The following is a 15,957-nucleotide window of genomic DNA, read 5'->3' on the forward strand; positions in this document are numbered from 1 at the left end:
TGATGGCGATGACTCCCCTTATTTCACGGCCCAGCGCCTGGGTTCCCCTGCTGGCGCTGCTGCTGCTGGCGACCGTTCCCTTTGTGGCGCAGGCCACCGACCAGCAGTTTTATGTCGCGTTTTTTGCGCGCATCATCATCTACGCGATTGCGGCCTGCGCGCTGAACATCGCGCTGGGTTACGGCGGGCTGGTGAGCTTCGGCCATTCACTGTTCCTCGGACTGGGCGGCTATGCCGTCGGCCTGGCATCTTTTTATGGGGTCGGCAACGGCTGGGTGCACCTGGCGTTGACCCTCGGCGTGTGCGGCCTGGTGGCGCTGGTCACCGGCGCCATCAGCCTGCGCACCACCGGCATCGCCTTCATCATGATCACGCTGGCCTTCGCGCAGATGGGTTACTTTCTCTTCGTCAGCCTGAAGCACTACGGCGGCGATGACGGCATGCCCATCGCGCAGACCAGCCGCTTCGGCCCGCTCGACCTGTCGTCCGCGACCAATGTGTACGTCGTCGCCTTCGTCGTGCTGGTGCTGTCGATCTGGTGGCTCGCCAGGCTGCGCGTCGCGCCCTTCGGCATGGTGATCCGCGGCGCCAAACAGAACGCACGCCGGGTCAACGCCGCCGGCATCCCGGTGCTGCGTTACCAGTTGCTGGCCTATGTGATGTCGGGCATGTTGTGTGGCGTGGCCGGTCTGCTGCTGGCCAACCTCAATGCCTTCGCCTCGCCCAGCACCCTGGCCTGGGCTGTTTCCGGCGAGCTGATCGTCATCGTCGTCATCGGCGGTCTGGGCACGGTGTTCGGTCCCTTGATGGGGGCGCTGGTCTTCCTGGGTCTCGAAGAGATCCTGAAAGGCTTCACCGATCACTGGATGGTCATCTTCGGCCCGCTCATTGTCATCGTCGCCCTCCTGGGCAAGCGCGGCATCATCGGCCTGCTGCAGCGTTTTGACTCGCGGGGAAAGCTGCCCGCCAAAATAACCACCACCACCACCACCACCGCAGCGGCTGTGGCGGCGACGGGTGTGGCGACTGGTGTGGCGAAGGGAGCCCTGTGATGGCCAGCGTACTTCGCACCGACTCCCTCACCAAGCGCTACGGCGCGCTGCTGGTCACCGACGCGGTGTCGCTCGACATCGGCGAGGGCGAGCTCCACGCCATCATCGGCCCCAACGGCGCCGGCAAGACGACGCTGATCAACCAGCTGTCGGGCGAGCTGGCGCCGAACAGCGGCAGCGTCTGGTTCAATGGCGCCGATGTGTCCGCGCTGACTATCCACGAACGCGCGGTGCGCGGCCTGCTGCGGTCGTATCAGGTCACCTCGATTTTTGAGGACTTCACCGTGCTGGAGAATGCCACGTTCGCGGCGCTTGGCTCGCGCCAGCACGCCTTCAAGTTCTGGACGCCGATGCTGGCCGGCAAGGAGGCGCGCAGTTTCGCCGAGGAAGCGCTGGAGGCGACCGGCCTCATACACCGACTTGCTGTGATGGCCGGCGACCTCGGGTATGGCGAGCGACGCCAGCTGGAACTCGCGATGAGCCTGGCCGCGGGGCCGAAGTTCCTGCTGCTCGACGAGCCCATGGCCGGCATGAGCGTGCAGGAGTCCGCCGCCGTCGTCGCCCTGCTGCAGCGCCTGAAACGCCAGTACACCATCCTGCTGGTCGAGCACGACATGGACGCGGTGTTTGCGCTGGCCGACCGCATCAGCGTGCTGGTCTACGGCAAGATTCTGTTCACCGGAACGCCCGATGAAATCCGCAACCACCCGGAAGTGCGGGCGGTGTACCTCGGCGAAGAAGAGGCCGAAGCATGACGCGCACGAGGACCCCATCATGAAGCCGTTTTTATCCGTCAAAGGCCTGCAGGCTTCCTATGGCCATGCGCAGGCGCTGTTCGATATCTCCTTTGAAGTCGGCACCGGCGAAGTCGTCACGCTGCTCGGCCGCAACGGCATGGGCCGCTCCACCACCGTCAAGTGCCTGTTCGGCATGCTGCCGGTGGCGGCAGGCAGTGTGCACGTGGCCGGCAGTCGCGTCGACCAGTTGCCCTCGCACCGCATCGCGCGCCAGGGCCTGGCGCTGGTGCCCGAGGGCCGGCAGGTTTTCCCCAACCTGACGGTGGAAGAAAACCTGGTCGCCACCGCCCGCGACGACCAAAAAGGCCGCGGCAAGACCTGGGACCTGGACCGTGTCTACGCCTTCTTTCCGCGGCTGAAAGAGCGTCGCGGCAACCTCGGATCGCAACTGTCTGGGGGCGAGCAGCAGATGCTGGCCATCGGCCGCGCGCTGATGACGAATCCGCGCCTGCTGGTGCTCGACGAGGCCACCGAGGGCCTGGCGCCGGTCATCCGCCACGAGATCTGGCGCGCGCTGGCCGAGCTCAAGCAGGACGGGCTGTCGCAGATCGTCATCGACAAGAATGTGAAGGCGCTGATGGGGCTGGCTGACCGGCACTTCGTCATTGAAAAGGGATGCGTCGTCTGGCAGGGGACCTCTGACGACCTGCGCGGCCAGCCTGAAATCGTGCACCAATATCTCGGAGTCTGAATGGGCCGCATCCTTCACACCTACTTTCGCAGCTCGGCAGCGTACCGCGTGCGCATCGCGATGAACCTCAAGCGCCTTCAGGCCGAGCATGTGTTCATTCACCTCAACCGCAATGGCGGCGAACAGTTTGGCGAAGCGTTTCGCGCCATCAACCCGCAGGCCTTGGTGCCGGTGTTGAGCGAGGAGGGCGTGCAGATCAGTCAGTCACTGGCGATCATGGAATACCTCGACGAGGTGTATCCGCAGGTGCCGCTGTTGCCGCCATCGCCGGCTGACCGGGCTTTTGTGCGCCAGTTGTCGCTGGGCATTGCCTGCGACATTCACCCGATCAACAACTTGCGGGTGCTGAAGTATCTGACCGGCTCCATGGAGATTTCGGAAGAAAAGAAAAGCGAATGGATCGCACACTGGATCACCTTGGGCCTGGAGGCGATCGAAGCGCAAATTCAGCAGCGCGGCCGCACCGGCGCCTTCTGTTTTGGCGACACGCCGACAATGGCCGACTGCTGCCTGGTGCCGCAGGTTTTCAGCGCCCAGCGTTTCAATGTTGATTTGTCGGGCTGCCCGACATTGACGGCGATATTCAACACCTGCCAGGCACTGCCTGCTTTCGCTGCGGCGGCTCCTTCACGCCAGCCCGACGCCGAGTGAGGTGCGGCGGCGAGTCCGCTACTTCAGCTGCGCCAGCTGCTGGTTCGCCATCGTGATCCATTCCTTGAGGTAGATCTGGTAATGCGCGTCGTCATGTCGCCAGAGACGGTTTAGGCCCATGCCCCGGACGAGGTTCAGGCTCAGGTTCAGCAGCACGCGGGCCCGCTTGGTGGGTACGCCGGCTTTTTTGAACACACCCATCCAGATGTCGTCGCAGGTGACGCGGTAACGCTCCATCACCGGCAGGATCCTGGTCATCAGGTCCGGGTCGGTGCGTGCGACGACGATGCTTTCGAGCGCAGCCAGGAAGGGCCAGTCAAAGTAGACGCTCAGGCAGTCGGTGATGAAACCTTCAATCGGCTTTTCAGCCGCACCGGCGGTCTGCGCCATGCGCTGTCCGCGCACGATGGCTTCCTCATACACCATGGCCGTCGCCTCGACGACGAGCTCGGCCTTGTTGGCATAGTGGTGCATCAGCGCCCCGTTGGATACCCCCGAGGCCTTGGCCACCTCCTTCATCGTCAGGCCGCTGTAGCCATCGCGCAAAAGCACTTCGATGGTGGCGGCCAGCAGCTTTTCCTTGGTAGTGCGGCTGCGGTCCTCCTGGGTGCGACGGACCGCTTTCACTGTCTTCACAGTCGCCGTTTTCTTCGCAGGTTCGAATGCCGGCGATGCGCGTTTGATCTGGGGACTGGCCATCCGGTAAACCTTTTGAGTGTTGATGGGTGCGAAGCCGTGATTATGGACCCCGTATGCGGGTCAACCCCTAGAAAATTCTTCTCGTTAACTTACAAACCGTGCGCTCGGTATGTGAAAATTCAGTCTGAAATTATTCTTTAACAAGGAAGCCTTCATCAAAAATGCCTGGTACGTGGCCTGCTGGGGCAACGAAGTCAAGTCCGGTGAGATGTTTCATCGCAAACTGCTCAATGAAATGGTGGTCTTTTACCGCAAGGAAGACGGTACGGCCGTCGCGTTGCAAGACCGTTGTCCGCATCGCTTCATTCCGCTTCACCTGGGGAAAATCGTCGGGGATTCCATCGAATGTGCCTACCACGGCCTTACCTTCGACTGTTCGGGCAAGTGCGTGAAGAACCCGCACGGCGATGGCAAGGTGCCAGCGGCAGCCAGGGTGCGCTCTTACCCGGTGGCCGAAAAGCACGGCATGCTGTGGATCTGGATGGGCAGCCAGGCCGCGGATCCCGTGACCATTCCCGACTACAGCGTGCTCGAGTCCGAAGCTGGCTTTGCCACCAGCCGTGGCTACCTCCACATCGAGGCCAACTACGAGCTGATGGGCGAAAACCTGCTTGACCTGAGCCACATCACCTATCTGCATGACGGCTATCTCGGCAGCCCCGAACAGGTTGGCGCAGACCAGGTGCTCAAGGAGGAGGGCGGCAAGATCCATTGCGACCGCTGGATGCCCAACATTTCGGTCCCCCCCATCTTCGACATGGTGTATCGCCGCGACGGCAAGCCGGTGGACATGTGGACCCACATGACCTGGATTCCGCCAAGCTGCTTTCTGTTGGACTCCGGCGTGCATGAAGTGGGCGGCAAGCGCGAGGACCACGGCTGGTATTACGGCGTGCACATCCTCACGCCCGAGTCGGAGAAAACGGTGCACTACCACTTCGCTGCCGCGATGCCTCCGGGCACCAGGATGACGCCCGATGAGACCGCGAAGTTTTCCGCCTTGCGCCGTCACGCATTTGAGGCCCAGGACAAACCCATCATCAACGCACAACAGGCGGCCATTGGCGACAACGACTTCTGGGAGATGAAGCCGGTGCTGTTGAGCGTGGATGCGGGCCCGGTGCGCATGCGCCGGGCCATCGAACGCATGACCAAAGAGGACGCCGCCATCGAGACACCAGCGGTGCCCATCAAGGTGGTTCGAGCCGCACCCGCGAGCGTTTGAAACCACCATTTCACGAATTCATACACGGAGACAACCATGAAAAAACATGCGATTCAATGCCTGGCCGGCGCAGGCCTCATGCTCTCGCTGGCCACGGGCTGGACGCAGACGACACCGATAAAGATCGGCTTCATGGGGGAGCTGTCAGGCCCCACGGCCGGCGTAGGCCAGGACCAGCTCGACGGTTTCAATTTGCTGCTCGAGCGCAACGGCGGCAAGCTGGGCGGCGTGCCGGTGCAACTGGTCAAGGAAGACAGCCAGCTCAAGCCGGACGTGGCCAACCAGGCCGCGCGTCGCCTCATTGAAAAAGAAAACGTGCCCATCATCACCGGCGTGTCTTTCTCCAACATCATGATGGCCGTGCACAAGTACGTGACCGATAAGGAGGTCTTCCTGGTTGGATCGAATGCGGGTCCGTCGCAGATCGCTGGCAGCCAGTGCTCACCTTACCAGTTCATCACCTCCTGGCAGGGTGACCAGGCGGCTGAGGCCGTGGGCCAGTACGCAAAAGACAAGGGCTATAAAAAAGTCTTTGTGCTGGCGCCCAATTACCAGGCAGGCAAGGACATCGTTGCGGGCTTCAAGCGCTATTACAAGGGGCCGCTGGCAGACGAGGTCTACACCTCGCTGACGCAGATGGACTTTTCGGCCGAGCTGTCGCAGGTCTCCGCAGTCAGGCCTGATGCGGTATTTGCATTCTTCCCCGGTGGTCTGGGCGTGGCGTTTGCCAAGCAGTACGCCCAAGCCGGCATGTCGAAGAACCTGCCTTTGCTGTCGACCTTCATTGCCGACGCGCTGTCGCTGCCGGCCATTGGCGATTCGGCCATCGGGATCGTGAGCGGCGGCTTTTGGGCGCCTGACTTCCAGAATGCTCAGAGCAAACAGTTCGTCGAGGAATTCGAGCGCAAGTACAAACGCATACCTTCGAACTACGCAGCGCAGAGCTATGACGCAGCCCAGCTACTGGACTCGGCCATCGGCAAGGTCAAGGGTAATGTCACCGACAAGAAGGCATTCATGGCCGCGCTGAAAGCGGCCGATTTCAAGTCACTGCGGGGCGACTTCAGGTTTGGCAACAACAACTTTCCCATACAGGGCATGCACATCATGGAAGTGGCCAGGGATGGCAGCGGCCGCCTGAACCTGAAGTCGGTTTCCACGCCGTTCAAGAGCTACCAGGATGCCTACGCGTCCCAATGTCCCCTGAAGTGATGTGCAGGTCATGAGTGCCAATGAGATTGCTGTAAAAGTCGCGAGGAAGGTTCGCGAGGCGCAGGACATCAATTCCTATGAATTGGTGTCCGTCAATGGGCAGGCGCTTCCCGCGTTTGAAGCGGGTGCGCATGTGGATGTGCATCTCCCCAATGGCCTCGTGCGGCAATACTCCCTGTGCGGAATGCCGCACCAGAAGGACCGTTATCGCATCGCGGTGCTCAGGGACCCGAAATCCCGTGGAGGGTCCGAGGCGGTCCATGACCTGGTGCACGAAGGCGATACCCTGCGCATCAGTGCGCCGCGTAATCTCTTCAGGCTGGCGGCGGGGGAGCAAACCAGCGTTCTGCTGGCAGGCGGTATCGGCGTGACGCCTTTGCTGGCGATGGCATATCACCTGCACGCGCTGGGCAGCGCCTTTGCGCTGCACTATTTCGCGCGATCCAGAGACCGCGTGGCATTCCTTGCCGAACTCCAGAACAGCGGCTTTGCCAGAAATGTGGTGTTGCACCTGGATGACGAGGCTGTCGCGGGCGCCAGGCCCTTACGTTCACTTCTCGAAACCCTGCAGCGCGATGCGCATATTTACACCTGTGGCCCTACTGGTTTCCTGAACCACGTTCTGGAAACGGCCTCCGCGCTGGATTGGCCCGGCGGCCAGGTGCACTATGAGACCTTTTCGCCGCCGCAGCCGACAGCCGGCGATTCCTTCGAGGTTCGCATTTCGAGCACCGGACAGTCTGTAGTGGTCGCTGCCGATGAGTCGGTGGTCAGCGCGGTCGCACGGCTTGGCATAGAGATTCCGGTTTCATGTGAGCAAGGTATTTGCGGAACCTGCCTGACACGCGTGGCAGAAGGCGTTCCGGATCACCATGATCAATACCTGACAAACGAAGAACACGAGAGAAACGATCAATTCACCCCATGCTGCTCAAGAGCCCGATCGAAGGTGCTGGTCCTGGATTTATAGCTTTTCATTTACAAATTCCGAGGCGTTCGTCGTGTGCTTCGTGTACGTTTCGCAGTCCGAAGTGACGCGATAGCTCAGGCGGGTCGCCTGGTCGCGGCTTTCCACGAAACTGCCAGCCTCCAGCGCATCCATGGCGTGTTGGACTGTGCGCGGTGTATGGGTCGGCTTCCAGTGAGGCGTGAGCATGTCCAGCGTCCACCAACCGCCGTCCTCGCGCAGCCGCAGCCACAAGGCGCGCACGTCTGGAGTGATGGGGTCACCCGTGGTTGACATCTGGTTCTTCCCTGAAGTGCCCGGTGCGGTTGGCGGTAATTAGTGATGTGCGATGTTGTTTTGCCGAGCCTCTATGACTGGGAATGGGGAGTGCCATCGTTGAGTGAGCCGAAGTTGCCGACAGTCAGCTCGTGCGTGATGCGGGGTGCTTGCTTGCGCTGGCGCGGCATGGTCACCGTGATCTTGCGGGTTTGCTGAAAGGCAAGAGCACGGTCAGCAGGATTCAGGTAGCGCGAGGGCCACAGATCTTCCGGCTTTGCATCAAGTGCTTTCGCCACCAATTGCTCGGCCGCCAACCAGGGGCTGGTCAGCACGCGCTGTATATGGCTGTAGCCGTTCTCAAGGGCTATTTTTCGAAGGCTGGTGCCGCGCTTGTGCAGAGCAGCAATGACATCGGCGGGGTGCATATCTTCTTGTATCGGCGTTGATTTATTTGTGCGCATATCCATTATTTTCAGCACAAACAAAATGAAGTCAACAAATTTTTGCTGAAGAATTTGTTTCGATGCTGGTGTTTTTATGATTTTGCGGTGTTTTTTATGGGTTGTGTTTGCTTTTTTGTGTCTATAGACACAGAATAGTGTTCATGAGCACAAAAGAAACAGCACGACCCCGGCCCGATGATGCCGAGCCGTATTCCTTCGAGCCAGCGCCGCCGGTCAGCGTTGAAGAGCCGATCGCCTGGTATCTCCATCAGGCTGCTGCGGCCGCGGACAAGGCTGGCCTGAAAACGGTGCGGACCGAAGCCAGAACAGCCTTCATGCGCCAGTTTGGCCAGCGCTGCAAGGTGGCGCGGGGCGCAAGGGAGATCAATGACGTGGCGGCCACTGTCGGCGTTCACCGCAACACCATCTGGAACATTGAGCGTGGTGACAGTCTGCCGGACGCGTTCGAGCTTGAGGTGCTTGCCAAGGAATACAACACGACCCCCGCGCATTTGCTGGGCGATGAGCGGCAAGGCAAGGCCCGGCTCACCGCCATGGTGCCTAACAGCGTGCATGCGGTGCAGGTGGACGCATTTATTTATGTGCCATTGTTCGACCTCAAATCTTCGGCCGGCAAGGACGCATTCAATGACATCGAATCGGTGATTGCAATGCGTCCCTTTGACGCCCGCTTCATCAGATATGACCTGGGCATTGCCCACAACGACATTGCCATGTCCATGGTGGTGGGTGTCTCCATGGAGCCGTGGCTGCACTCAAAAGATGCTGTCCTGACAGACTTGCAGGACCACGATGCCCTTACCGAGGGCATTCATGTTGTCAGGCTCGACGGCGCCTTGCTTGTGAAAAAACTGCAGAGATTGCCCGGGAAGATACTGCGTGTGAGCAGCTACAACCAGGCCTATGAGCCGTTTGACATTCAGGGCCATGAGGACCCCGACCGGGATTTTTCGGTGCTTGGCCGGGTACGTTGGGCCGGGGTGACTTTTAACTGATGGCTGTGGGACGGAGGCAGCGCATTTGAACATTGTCAGCTGCGCGCAACGCTGTTTGTTGGCCACTGGAGCAGTAAAGGTCTGCCAATAGACATGCGACGGTAAACTGACAGCCATGAGTCCCACCTCTGTGAACGACGCCGACGGGAGCGTTCAAACCAGGAGCGCTCCGGAGATCCCGCGCGAGGCTTGGGTCGAAATGGAGTTGATCCATACGTTCATGCGGTATGCGCGGCCCTCACTGCATGCGGCATTGGCCCTGATTGTCGTTATCGTGATGATCCTTTACGGGCATGTGGAGCCTGTCGGCCTCTGGCTATGGGCGGCGGCGGTCACGGCTGCGACCTTGGCGCGCTTCTGGGTCATCGGCATCTACCACCGCACAATGCAGGGGGTCAGTGGTGCGCCGCTGCACGCTTTCATGGCGCGCTTCGCCTGGATCTGGCCTTTAAGTGCCGTGATCTGGGGAAGTTCCATGTTTGTGTTCTTCCTGAAGGCGCCTATCTATGACCAGTTCATCTGCATGACTGTTCTGGTTGGCATGGCCGGTTTTGCCGTCGGAACTTTCTCCTCCCACCTTCGCTGCTTTTCCGCTTATGTCAATGGACTGGTGGCGTCGGTTCTGGCTGCACTGGTTTACCAGCTGGTGGTGGAGCGTGGCATCCCGTCCACGTTCAATACCTACGGCATGGTGGCGCTGGTGCTGATTTACTGGGCCGTGATCCGCATTTCGGGCAAACGGTTTCATGAAGTGCAGCGGGCCAATCTCGCATTGCAGTTTGACAATTCGAAATTGATCACTTCGCTGACAGAAAAGAGCCGGGCCGCACTGGAGGCGGTAGAAATCAAGAACCGGTTTATCGCCAGCGCCGCCCATGATTTGCGGCAGCCGGTACACGCGCTGGGCCTGTATGCGGACTGGCTGGCTGCTGAACCGCAATTCGTCTCGCAGATCGCGCCAAAAATCGTCCGCTCTACCCGGGCAGTCGAGGATTTGTTCAACTCTCTTTTCGATCTTGCCGGACTGGATTCGGACCCCTCGAGGGTCAACCTGCAGGATGTTGATCTGGCGGGCCTTCTCCAGGACCTGGAGGTGCAATACACCCCCCTGGCTGCGGAGCGTGGCCTGCGGCTGCGAACCCGGGTCGTGCCCGGCCGCGTGAGGTCTGACCCGGTGCTGCTCAAGCGGCTGCTCGGCAACCTGCTGTCGAACGCCTTGCGAAACACGCACCAGGGCGGCGTTCTGCTGGCAGTGCGGCGAAGACAGGGGGTGCGCTGCATCGAAATCTGGGACACCGGCGTGGGCATTGCCCAGACTCACCAGCAGGCGATCTTTCAGGAGTTTTACCGAATTCCCCAGCAGGGTACGGAAGAAGGCTTCGGCCTGGGGCTGGCCATCGTCTCCCGCCTGAGCTACGTGCTCAACCACCCGGTGGGCATGTCATCCCGGGCGGGCCGGGGCAGTGTGTTCTGGGTGGCGCTGACGAGTCCTGGCGATGACGCCGGAGGTGCGAGCCCGGCGGCTACAGCAGGCCCTGGGTCCGGGCGAGATGACTGGCCTGCGAGCGGCTCTTGACGTTCAGGCGCCGGAACAGGCGCCACAGATGCACCTTGACCGTGTGCTCGCTGATTTGAAGCTCTTCTGCGATGTCGCGGTTACTCATGCCCTTGTCGAGCATGACCAGCAGCTGCTTCTGGCGCTTGGAGAGCTTTTCTGTCGGCGTGGCGGATTCGGGCTCCAGCTCCTCGTTCAGGAAGACGCGCAGCACATTGGAGATCTCGGTGGCGCCTGCGGATTTTTGAATATAGGCGTCGGCACCGGCTTCGATCGAAAGGTCTTCATAGTCCTGGGCCGGTGCAGCCGAGAGGACCACCAGCGGAACATCCGGAAACTGCCGTTTGAGTTCGCGCACCCCGGACACGCCATTGGTGTCGGGCAGCTTCAGATCCAGGCAGATCAACTCCGGCACGCCATGCTGTTCTACGGCGGGCATGACAGCAGCCAGCCGGTCCAGCTCGGTCACAGTGGCCTTGCTGCTCAAACGGCGTATCAGCATGACAACCGCTTCCCGCATCAGGGGATGGTCGTCTATTACAAAAATGCTCATTAATTCAGGGTTGAAGTATCGACTCGATGGTTACTGAGCATAACTGGTGAACGTCAAATTCAGGGTATGGAAAATCCTGAAATTGCGGTATTTCTTCTCACCTGTGCTTCAAAAAACAACATTTCAGCGAGTCGCCAATTTCTTTTTGGGCGGTCACGGCAATGTCCGATTTCTGCCGTCCGGCAGGCGGTGAGGCGCAACGCCTCGCTGGCCGTCCTGGTCCCCGCGTCTTCGGTATTCAGTGCGCGATAGCCGCGAAAAAATGCAAAGCTGCAGCCACGTCACTGGCAGAAATTTCGGGTGCGGCGGCGACCTTGTCCTGGAGCGCGGGCAGTGCGGCAGGGCCTTCTTTTTGCAGGGCTGCAATGGCTTGCGCTGCGTCACGCGGCGAATCAAAACCCTGGCTTTGCAGCAGCAGGCGGGCATCGGCGTCCAGCAGCTTGAAATAAAACCGGCCGTCCTTTTCGCGGTACTGCTTGAAGGCTGGCGCAGCAGTCCTGGCCGCTTTGTGTTTGGGGGCGGCCACCGCGCCTGAGCCCAGGCTGCGCAGCCCCACTGCCTGGCGCAGCTCGGCCATGAATGGTTTTGCCACGGCGCGGGCTTTCTCGGCGCCAGCCAGCAGCACGGCTTCGAGGCGGCCGGCATCGTTGATCAGCGCCAGATACTGTTCGCGCATGGGCGCCACTTCGCGGTCAATGCGCTCAAAAAGCATCTGCTTGGCATCGCCCCAGGCAATGCCGTCGGCATAGGCCTGGCGCATCGCGGCTGTCTCGTCCGCGCTGGCAAACGCCTGGTAAATCTGGAACAGCGCGGAGCCTTCGACGTCCTTGGGCTCGCCCGGCGCGCGCGAGTCGGTCACGATGCCGCTGATCGCCTTGCGCAGCTGCTCGCGCGGCGTGAACAGGGGAATGGTGTTGTCGTAGCTCTTGCTCATCTTGCGCCCGTCCAGGCCCGGCAACAGGGCCACGGATTCTTCAATCACCGCTTCCGGCAACACCAGGTGCTCGCCGTACAGATGGTTGAAGCGCTGCGCCATGTCGCGCGCCATCTCGATGTGCTGGATCTGGTCGCGCCCCACCGGCACCTTGTGCGTCTTGAACATCAGGATGTCGGCGCCCATGAGCACCGGGTACATGAACAGGCCCGCCGTGACATCGGCATCCGGGTCAATGCCGGCCGCCGTGTTCTTGTCGACCGAGGCCTTGTAGGCATGGGCCCGGTTCAGCACGCCCTTGCCGGTGACGCAGGTCAGCAGCCAGGTGAGCTCGGGAATTTCCGGAATGTCGGACTGGCGGTAAAACGTCACGCGCTCCGGATCCAGCCCGGCGGCCAGCCAGCTGGCGGCAATCTCCAGTGTGGAGCGCTGGATGCGCGCGGGCTCATCGCACTTGATCAGTGCATGGTAGTCGGCCAGGAAGTAAAAACTTTGCACGTGAGGCAAGCGGCTGGCGGCCACCGACGGCCGGATCGAGCCCACGAAGTTGCCCAGGTGGGGCGTACCCGTGGTGGTGATGCCGGTCAGGAACCTCTGTGGTGAGGCGTCAGGGGTAGAACGCGCGCCGGCGTCAGTTGTTGGGTTTGTCATCATCATCGCACCAGCATGGCCAGGGGCATCAACACGGTTTCCAGAAAGGTGTAGGTCAGCGCCATCAGCGGGCGCATCCAGAGATTGCTGATCACGCCGGCAAGCACCAGCGCCATCACCACAAAAAAGCCCCAGGGCTCGATGCGCGACACCAGCACCGCCTGCTTGTAGGGCAACAGGCCCACCAGAATGCGGCCACCATCGAGCGGTGGCAGCGGAAACAGATTGAAGACAAACATCACCACATTGACCAGCACGCCCGCCTGGCACATCCGGATGAAAAACGGTTCGGTGATGTCGGCGCCGCGCAGCAAGTACAGCAGGATGCCCCAGAGCAAGGCTTGAAGGAGATTGGCGCCGGGACCGGCCAGCGCCACCCAGACCATGTCGCGCTTGGGGTTGCGCAGGTTGCCAAACTCCACCGGGACCGGCTTGGCGTAGCCGAACAAAAATGCGCCCGATGTGGCCAGGTAAAGCACCAGCGGCATCACGATGGTGCCCAGCGGGTCAATATGCTTGATGGGGTTGAGTGTCACGCGGCCCTGCACCCAGGCGGTGTTGTCACCGAAATGGCGGGCTACATAGCCGTGCGCCGCTTCGTGCACCGTGATGGCGTACAGCACAGGCAGCGCATAAATGGCGACGGTTTGAATCAGGTTGGCGATGTCCATGCCCGGATTGTCTCAGACGCGCTTAAAGGCTCTAACAGGGGCTCACAGGCCCAGCGCAGCCAGGTCGCCGCGGCCCTGGCGGACCACCACCGGCTCGCCGCCCTCGCCCATGGGGGTGAGGTCGATCACGGTGGTGGGCGCCTGGTGGCAGGCGCCTGCATCAATCACGGCGGCCAGTTCATGCTCCAGCTGGTCGCGGATGTCGCGTGCATCGTTGAGTGGTTCGTGGGGCGGATTGTCGGGGCCGGGCAGTATCAGCGTGGTGGCCAGCAAGGGCGCGCCATGCAGCTCCAGCAGGGCCTGCAGGGTCTTGTGCCCCGGCACGCGCAGGCCTATGGTCTTGCGCGACGGGTGGCTGAGACGCCGCGGCACTTCCTTGCTGGCTTCCAGGATGAAGGTGTAGGGCCCGGGCGTGGCCGCCTTGAGCAGGCGAAACTGCTTGTTGTCGACGCGTGCATAGTTGGCCAGCTCGCTCAGGTCGCGGCACAGCAGCGTGAGATGGTGCTTGTCATCCACCCCGCGAATACGGCGCAGGCTGTCGGCCGCGGCCTTGTCGTCCAGGTGGCAGACCAGCGCGTAGCTGGAGTCGGTGGGTACGGCGGCGACGCCCCCGCGCGCCAGCAGGTTCACCGCCTGCTTGAGCAGCCGCAGCTGGGGGTTGTCGGGATGAACTTCGAAAAACTGGGCCATGGCGGTGTTTCAGGATTCAGGGGGGGCAACAGGGACCCGGGTCTCGCGCACCGAAAGCCACGCGCCGGCCGCGCCGCACGTCGCAATCAGGGCTATGCCGAGTATCGACCAGCGATCGGGTACATGTGAAAACGCCAGCCAGCCGCCTATCATCGCAAAACCGATCTGCGTGTAAAGAAAGGGTGTCAGTGTCGACGCGGGTGCGCGGCCATAGGCCAGGATCATCATGAAATGTCCGACTGTGCCCATCACTCCCATGAGCACCAGGCCGCCCCACAGCGTCCAGGAGTCCAGCCAGGTCCAGGCAAATGGCAGGGCCAGCGAAGCGATCAGTGTGCCCACCCAGCCGGTATAAAAATGCATGGTGACGGGGTCCTCGGTGCGGGCCAGCCGGCTGGTCAGGATCTGGAACCAGGCATGGGTGGCCACCAGCGCCAAGGGCAGCAGCATGGTCCAGTCAAAGGTGTCGTCGCCAGGCCGGATGATGATCAGGGTGCCCAAAAAACCGCCGATCACCAGCGTCCAGCGTAACGCGGAGACCCGTTCGCCCAGCGTCAGCGACGCGAGCAGGGTGATCACGAGCGGCGAGATCATCACGATGGCCGTGAATTCGCCCACCGGCATGTACTTGAGGCTGAAGAACGCCAGCATGCTGGAGGTCAGCAGCAGCACACCGCGCAGGCATTGAAAGCGCGGGTGGGCCGTGCGCAGCAGCGAGCGGCCGCGCACCGGAAGCACCGCCACCGTGGTTGCAACCGCCTGGAACGCGTAGCGAAACCACAGGGCCATCAGCACCGGCACACTGGCGCTGATGAATTTTGTGGTGGTGTCCAGCAGGGCAAAGCAGGCCATGGCCGCCACCTGGAGTGCGATGCCGGTCAGAGCGTGGGGAGCGGTTCTTGCGAGGCCGGCCATTACTGGATCCGGTCCGCCAGCAGGTCCCACACGGGGGTGAGCTCGCCTGGTAAAAACGGCAGGGTGCCGAGGTCGGTGTGGCTCTCGTCGGGGCTGTGAAAGTCGCTGCCGCGCGAAGCGGCCAGGCCGAATTCCTTGGCCGTCCCGGCATATTTCACGTATTCCTGTGGGGTGTGGCTGCCCGTGACGACTTCAACCGCCTGGCCGCCATGCGCCTTGAACTCGGTGAAGAGCGCGTACTCTTCATTGGGCGTGAACTTGTAGCGGCCCGGGTGGGCGATCACCGCCACGCCCTGAGCCTTCGTGATCCAGCCCACCGCATCGCGCAGATTGGCCCAGCGGTGCGGTACATAACCAGGTTTGCCTTCGGTGAGGTACTTGCGAAAGACATCGGCTGTTTCGCGGCATATGCCGGACTCCACCAGAAAGCGGGCAAAGTGCGTGCGCGAAATCAGCTCGGGGTTGCCGACGAACTTCAGTGCCCCTTCGTAGGCCCCTTTGATGCCTACCTTGGCCAGGCCCTCAGACATTTCCATGGCGCGCTGTTCCCGGCCGCCCCGCGTGTTGCGCAAACCCTGCTGCAAGTCTGCATCGTCGGCATCAAAACCCAGGCCCACAATGTGCACGGTTTCGCCGGCGAAGGTGACCGAGATCTCGGTGCCGGTGAGGTAATACAGCCCCTGCGCCCTGGCGGCGGCGGCGGCCCGCTGCTGGCCGCCGATCTCGTCATGGTCAGTCAGTGCCCACAACTCCACGCCATTGGTTTTGGCGCGCTCTGCCAGGGCCTCCGGGGTCAAGGTGCCGTCTGATACGACGGAGTGGCAATGCAGGTCGGCATTGAGGATGTTTTTGAGGGTCACAGCCCCATTTTAGGCTTTGCGAGGTGTTGATGCAGCCCGGCCTCGATTAGGGCCTGCTCACCCACTGGGCAAGTCACCAGTGGCGATCTGGCGTGGCAGAGTCCGGCGCCATCATTG

At 61.6% G+C, this 15,957-nt stretch carries 18 protein-coding genes; 9 read left to right on the forward strand and 9 right to left on the reverse strand.

Going from position 1 to position 15,957, the window contains the following annotated elements; translation table 11 throughout:
- Positions 1–8: 8 nt before the first annotated feature.
- From BPRO_RS04880 to maiA, 4 genes are read left to right on the forward strand one after another with little or no spacing between them, the layout of a single operon-like run.
- A complete protein-coding gene (locus BPRO_RS04880; RefSeq protein ID WP_041389243.1) occupies positions 9–1,052 on the forward strand; it encodes a branched-chain amino acid ABC transporter permease in 1,044 nt (347 codons plus the stop codon).
- Positions 1,052–1,807 (forward strand): ABC transporter ATP-binding protein, encoded by a 756-nt coding sequence (locus tag BPRO_RS04885; RefSeq protein ID WP_011481945.1) that lies wholly within the window; start codon positions 1,052–1,054, stop codon positions 1,805–1,807. The genes BPRO_RS04880 and BPRO_RS04885 overlap by 1 nt, the downstream gene beginning before the upstream one ends.
- A gap of 19 nt (positions 1,808–1,826) precedes the next feature.
- Positions 1,827–2,540: an ABC transporter ATP-binding protein gene (locus BPRO_RS04890; RefSeq protein WP_011481946.1), complete on the forward strand. Its 714-nt coding sequence runs from the start codon at positions 1,827–1,829 to the stop codon at positions 2,538–2,540.
- A complete protein-coding gene (gene maiA, locus BPRO_RS04895) occupies positions 2,541–3,191 on the forward strand; it encodes a maleylacetoacetate isomerase (protein WP_011481947.1) in 651 nt (216 codons plus the stop codon).
- Positions 3,192–3,209: 18 nt separating this feature from the next.
- Here maiA and BPRO_RS04900 read toward each other — a convergent pair whose 3' ends face one another.
- Positions 3,210–3,827 (reverse strand): TetR/AcrR family transcriptional regulator, encoded by a 618-nt coding sequence (locus BPRO_RS04900; protein ID WP_232291494.1) that lies wholly within the window; start codon positions 3,825–3,827, stop codon positions 3,210–3,212.
- 271 nt (positions 3,828–4,098) lie between these two features.
- On the opposite strand from BPRO_RS04900, the gene BPRO_RS04905 reads away from it, so the two are divergent.
- The 3 genes from BPRO_RS04905 to BPRO_RS04915 are packed head-to-tail and all read left to right on the forward strand — an operon-like array spanning position 4,099 to position 7,297.
- Complete coding sequence (locus BPRO_RS04905) at positions 4,099–5,115, forward strand: aromatic ring-hydroxylating dioxygenase subunit alpha (protein WP_157045730.1); 1,017 nt, start codon at positions 4,099–4,101, stop codon at positions 5,113–5,115.
- A gap of 36 nt (positions 5,116–5,151) precedes the next feature.
- Positions 5,152–6,327, forward strand: a complete 1,176-nt coding sequence (locus BPRO_RS04910; protein ID WP_011481950.1) for an ABC transporter substrate-binding protein — start codon at positions 5,152–5,154, stop codon at positions 6,325–6,327.
- Between the two features lie 10 nt (positions 6,328–6,337).
- A complete protein-coding gene (locus tag BPRO_RS04915) occupies positions 6,338–7,297 on the forward strand; it encodes a PDR/VanB family oxidoreductase (protein WP_011481951.1) in 960 nt (319 codons plus the stop codon).
- On the opposite strand, the gene BPRO_RS04920 is transcribed toward BPRO_RS04915, so the two are convergent.
- Positions 7,292–7,570: a hypothetical protein gene (locus tag BPRO_RS04920; protein ID WP_011481952.1), complete on the reverse strand. Its 279-nt coding sequence runs from the start codon at positions 7,568–7,570 to the stop codon at positions 7,292–7,294. The two genes, BPRO_RS04915 and BPRO_RS04920, sit on opposite strands and share 6 nt — an antisense overlap.
- A 71-nt stretch (positions 7,571–7,641) precedes the next feature.
- Entirely contained in the window at positions 7,642–8,019 is a 378-nt protein-coding gene (locus BPRO_RS04925; RefSeq protein WP_011481953.1) for a helix-turn-helix domain-containing protein, read from the reverse strand.
- Positions 8,020–8,156: 137 nt separating this feature from the next.
- Between BPRO_RS04925 and BPRO_RS04930 the strand changes: the two genes are divergently transcribed.
- Complete coding sequence (locus BPRO_RS04930) at positions 8,157–9,011, forward strand: XRE family transcriptional regulator (RefSeq protein WP_011481954.1); 855 nt, start codon at positions 8,157–8,159, stop codon at positions 9,009–9,011.
- 115 nt (positions 9,012–9,126) lie between these two features.
- Positions 9,127–10,587, forward strand: a complete 1,461-nt coding sequence (locus tag BPRO_RS04935; protein WP_011481955.1) for a sensor histidine kinase — start codon at positions 9,127–9,129, stop codon at positions 10,585–10,587.
- On the opposite strand, the gene BPRO_RS04940 is transcribed toward BPRO_RS04935, so the two are convergent.
- From BPRO_RS04940 to BPRO_RS04965, 6 genes are all read right to left on the reverse strand, one after another.
- A complete protein-coding gene (locus BPRO_RS04940; protein ID WP_081430479.1) occupies positions 10,535–11,119 on the reverse strand; it encodes a LuxR C-terminal-related transcriptional regulator in 585 nt (194 codons plus the stop codon). The two genes, BPRO_RS04935 and BPRO_RS04940, sit on opposite strands and share 53 nt — an antisense overlap.
- A 238-nt stretch (positions 11,120–11,357) precedes the next feature.
- The gene (locus BPRO_RS04945; protein WP_011481957.1) at positions 11,358–12,707 is read right to left on the reverse strand and encodes a tryptophan--tRNA ligase; all 1,350 of its coding nucleotides are present in this window, start codon (positions 12,705–12,707) and stop codon (positions 11,358–11,360) included.
- Positions 12,707–13,375: a site-2 protease family protein gene (locus BPRO_RS04950; RefSeq protein ID WP_011481958.1), complete on the reverse strand. Its 669-nt coding sequence runs from the start codon at positions 13,373–13,375 to the stop codon at positions 12,707–12,709. Before BPRO_RS04950 ends, BPRO_RS04945 begins: the two co-directional genes overlap by 1 nt.
- Positions 13,376–13,417: 42 nt before the next feature.
- Positions 13,418–14,065: an L-threonylcarbamoyladenylate synthase gene (locus tag BPRO_RS04955; RefSeq protein ID WP_011481959.1), complete on the reverse strand. Its 648-nt coding sequence runs from the start codon at positions 14,063–14,065 to the stop codon at positions 13,418–13,420.
- Positions 14,066–14,074: 9 nt separating this feature from the next.
- Positions 14,075–14,980 carry a DMT family transporter gene (locus BPRO_RS04960; RefSeq protein ID WP_011481960.1) on the reverse strand — a complete coding sequence of 302 codons (906 nt, stop codon included), beginning with the start codon at positions 14,978–14,980 and terminating at the stop codon, positions 14,075–14,077.
- Positions 14,980–15,840 carry a 3',5'-nucleoside bisphosphate phosphatase gene (locus BPRO_RS04965; RefSeq protein ID WP_011481961.1) on the reverse strand — a complete coding sequence of 287 codons (861 nt, stop codon included), beginning with the start codon at positions 15,838–15,840 and terminating at the stop codon, positions 14,980–14,982. The genes BPRO_RS04960 and BPRO_RS04965 overlap by 1 nt, the downstream gene beginning before the upstream one ends.
- Between the last annotated feature and the right edge of the window lie 117 nt (positions 15,841–15,957).

The sequence above is a fragment of the Polaromonas sp. JS666 genome (genome assembly GCF_000013865.1).
Taxonomy (GTDB): domain Bacteria; phylum Pseudomonadota; class Gammaproteobacteria; order Burkholderiales; family Burkholderiaceae_C; genus Polaromonas.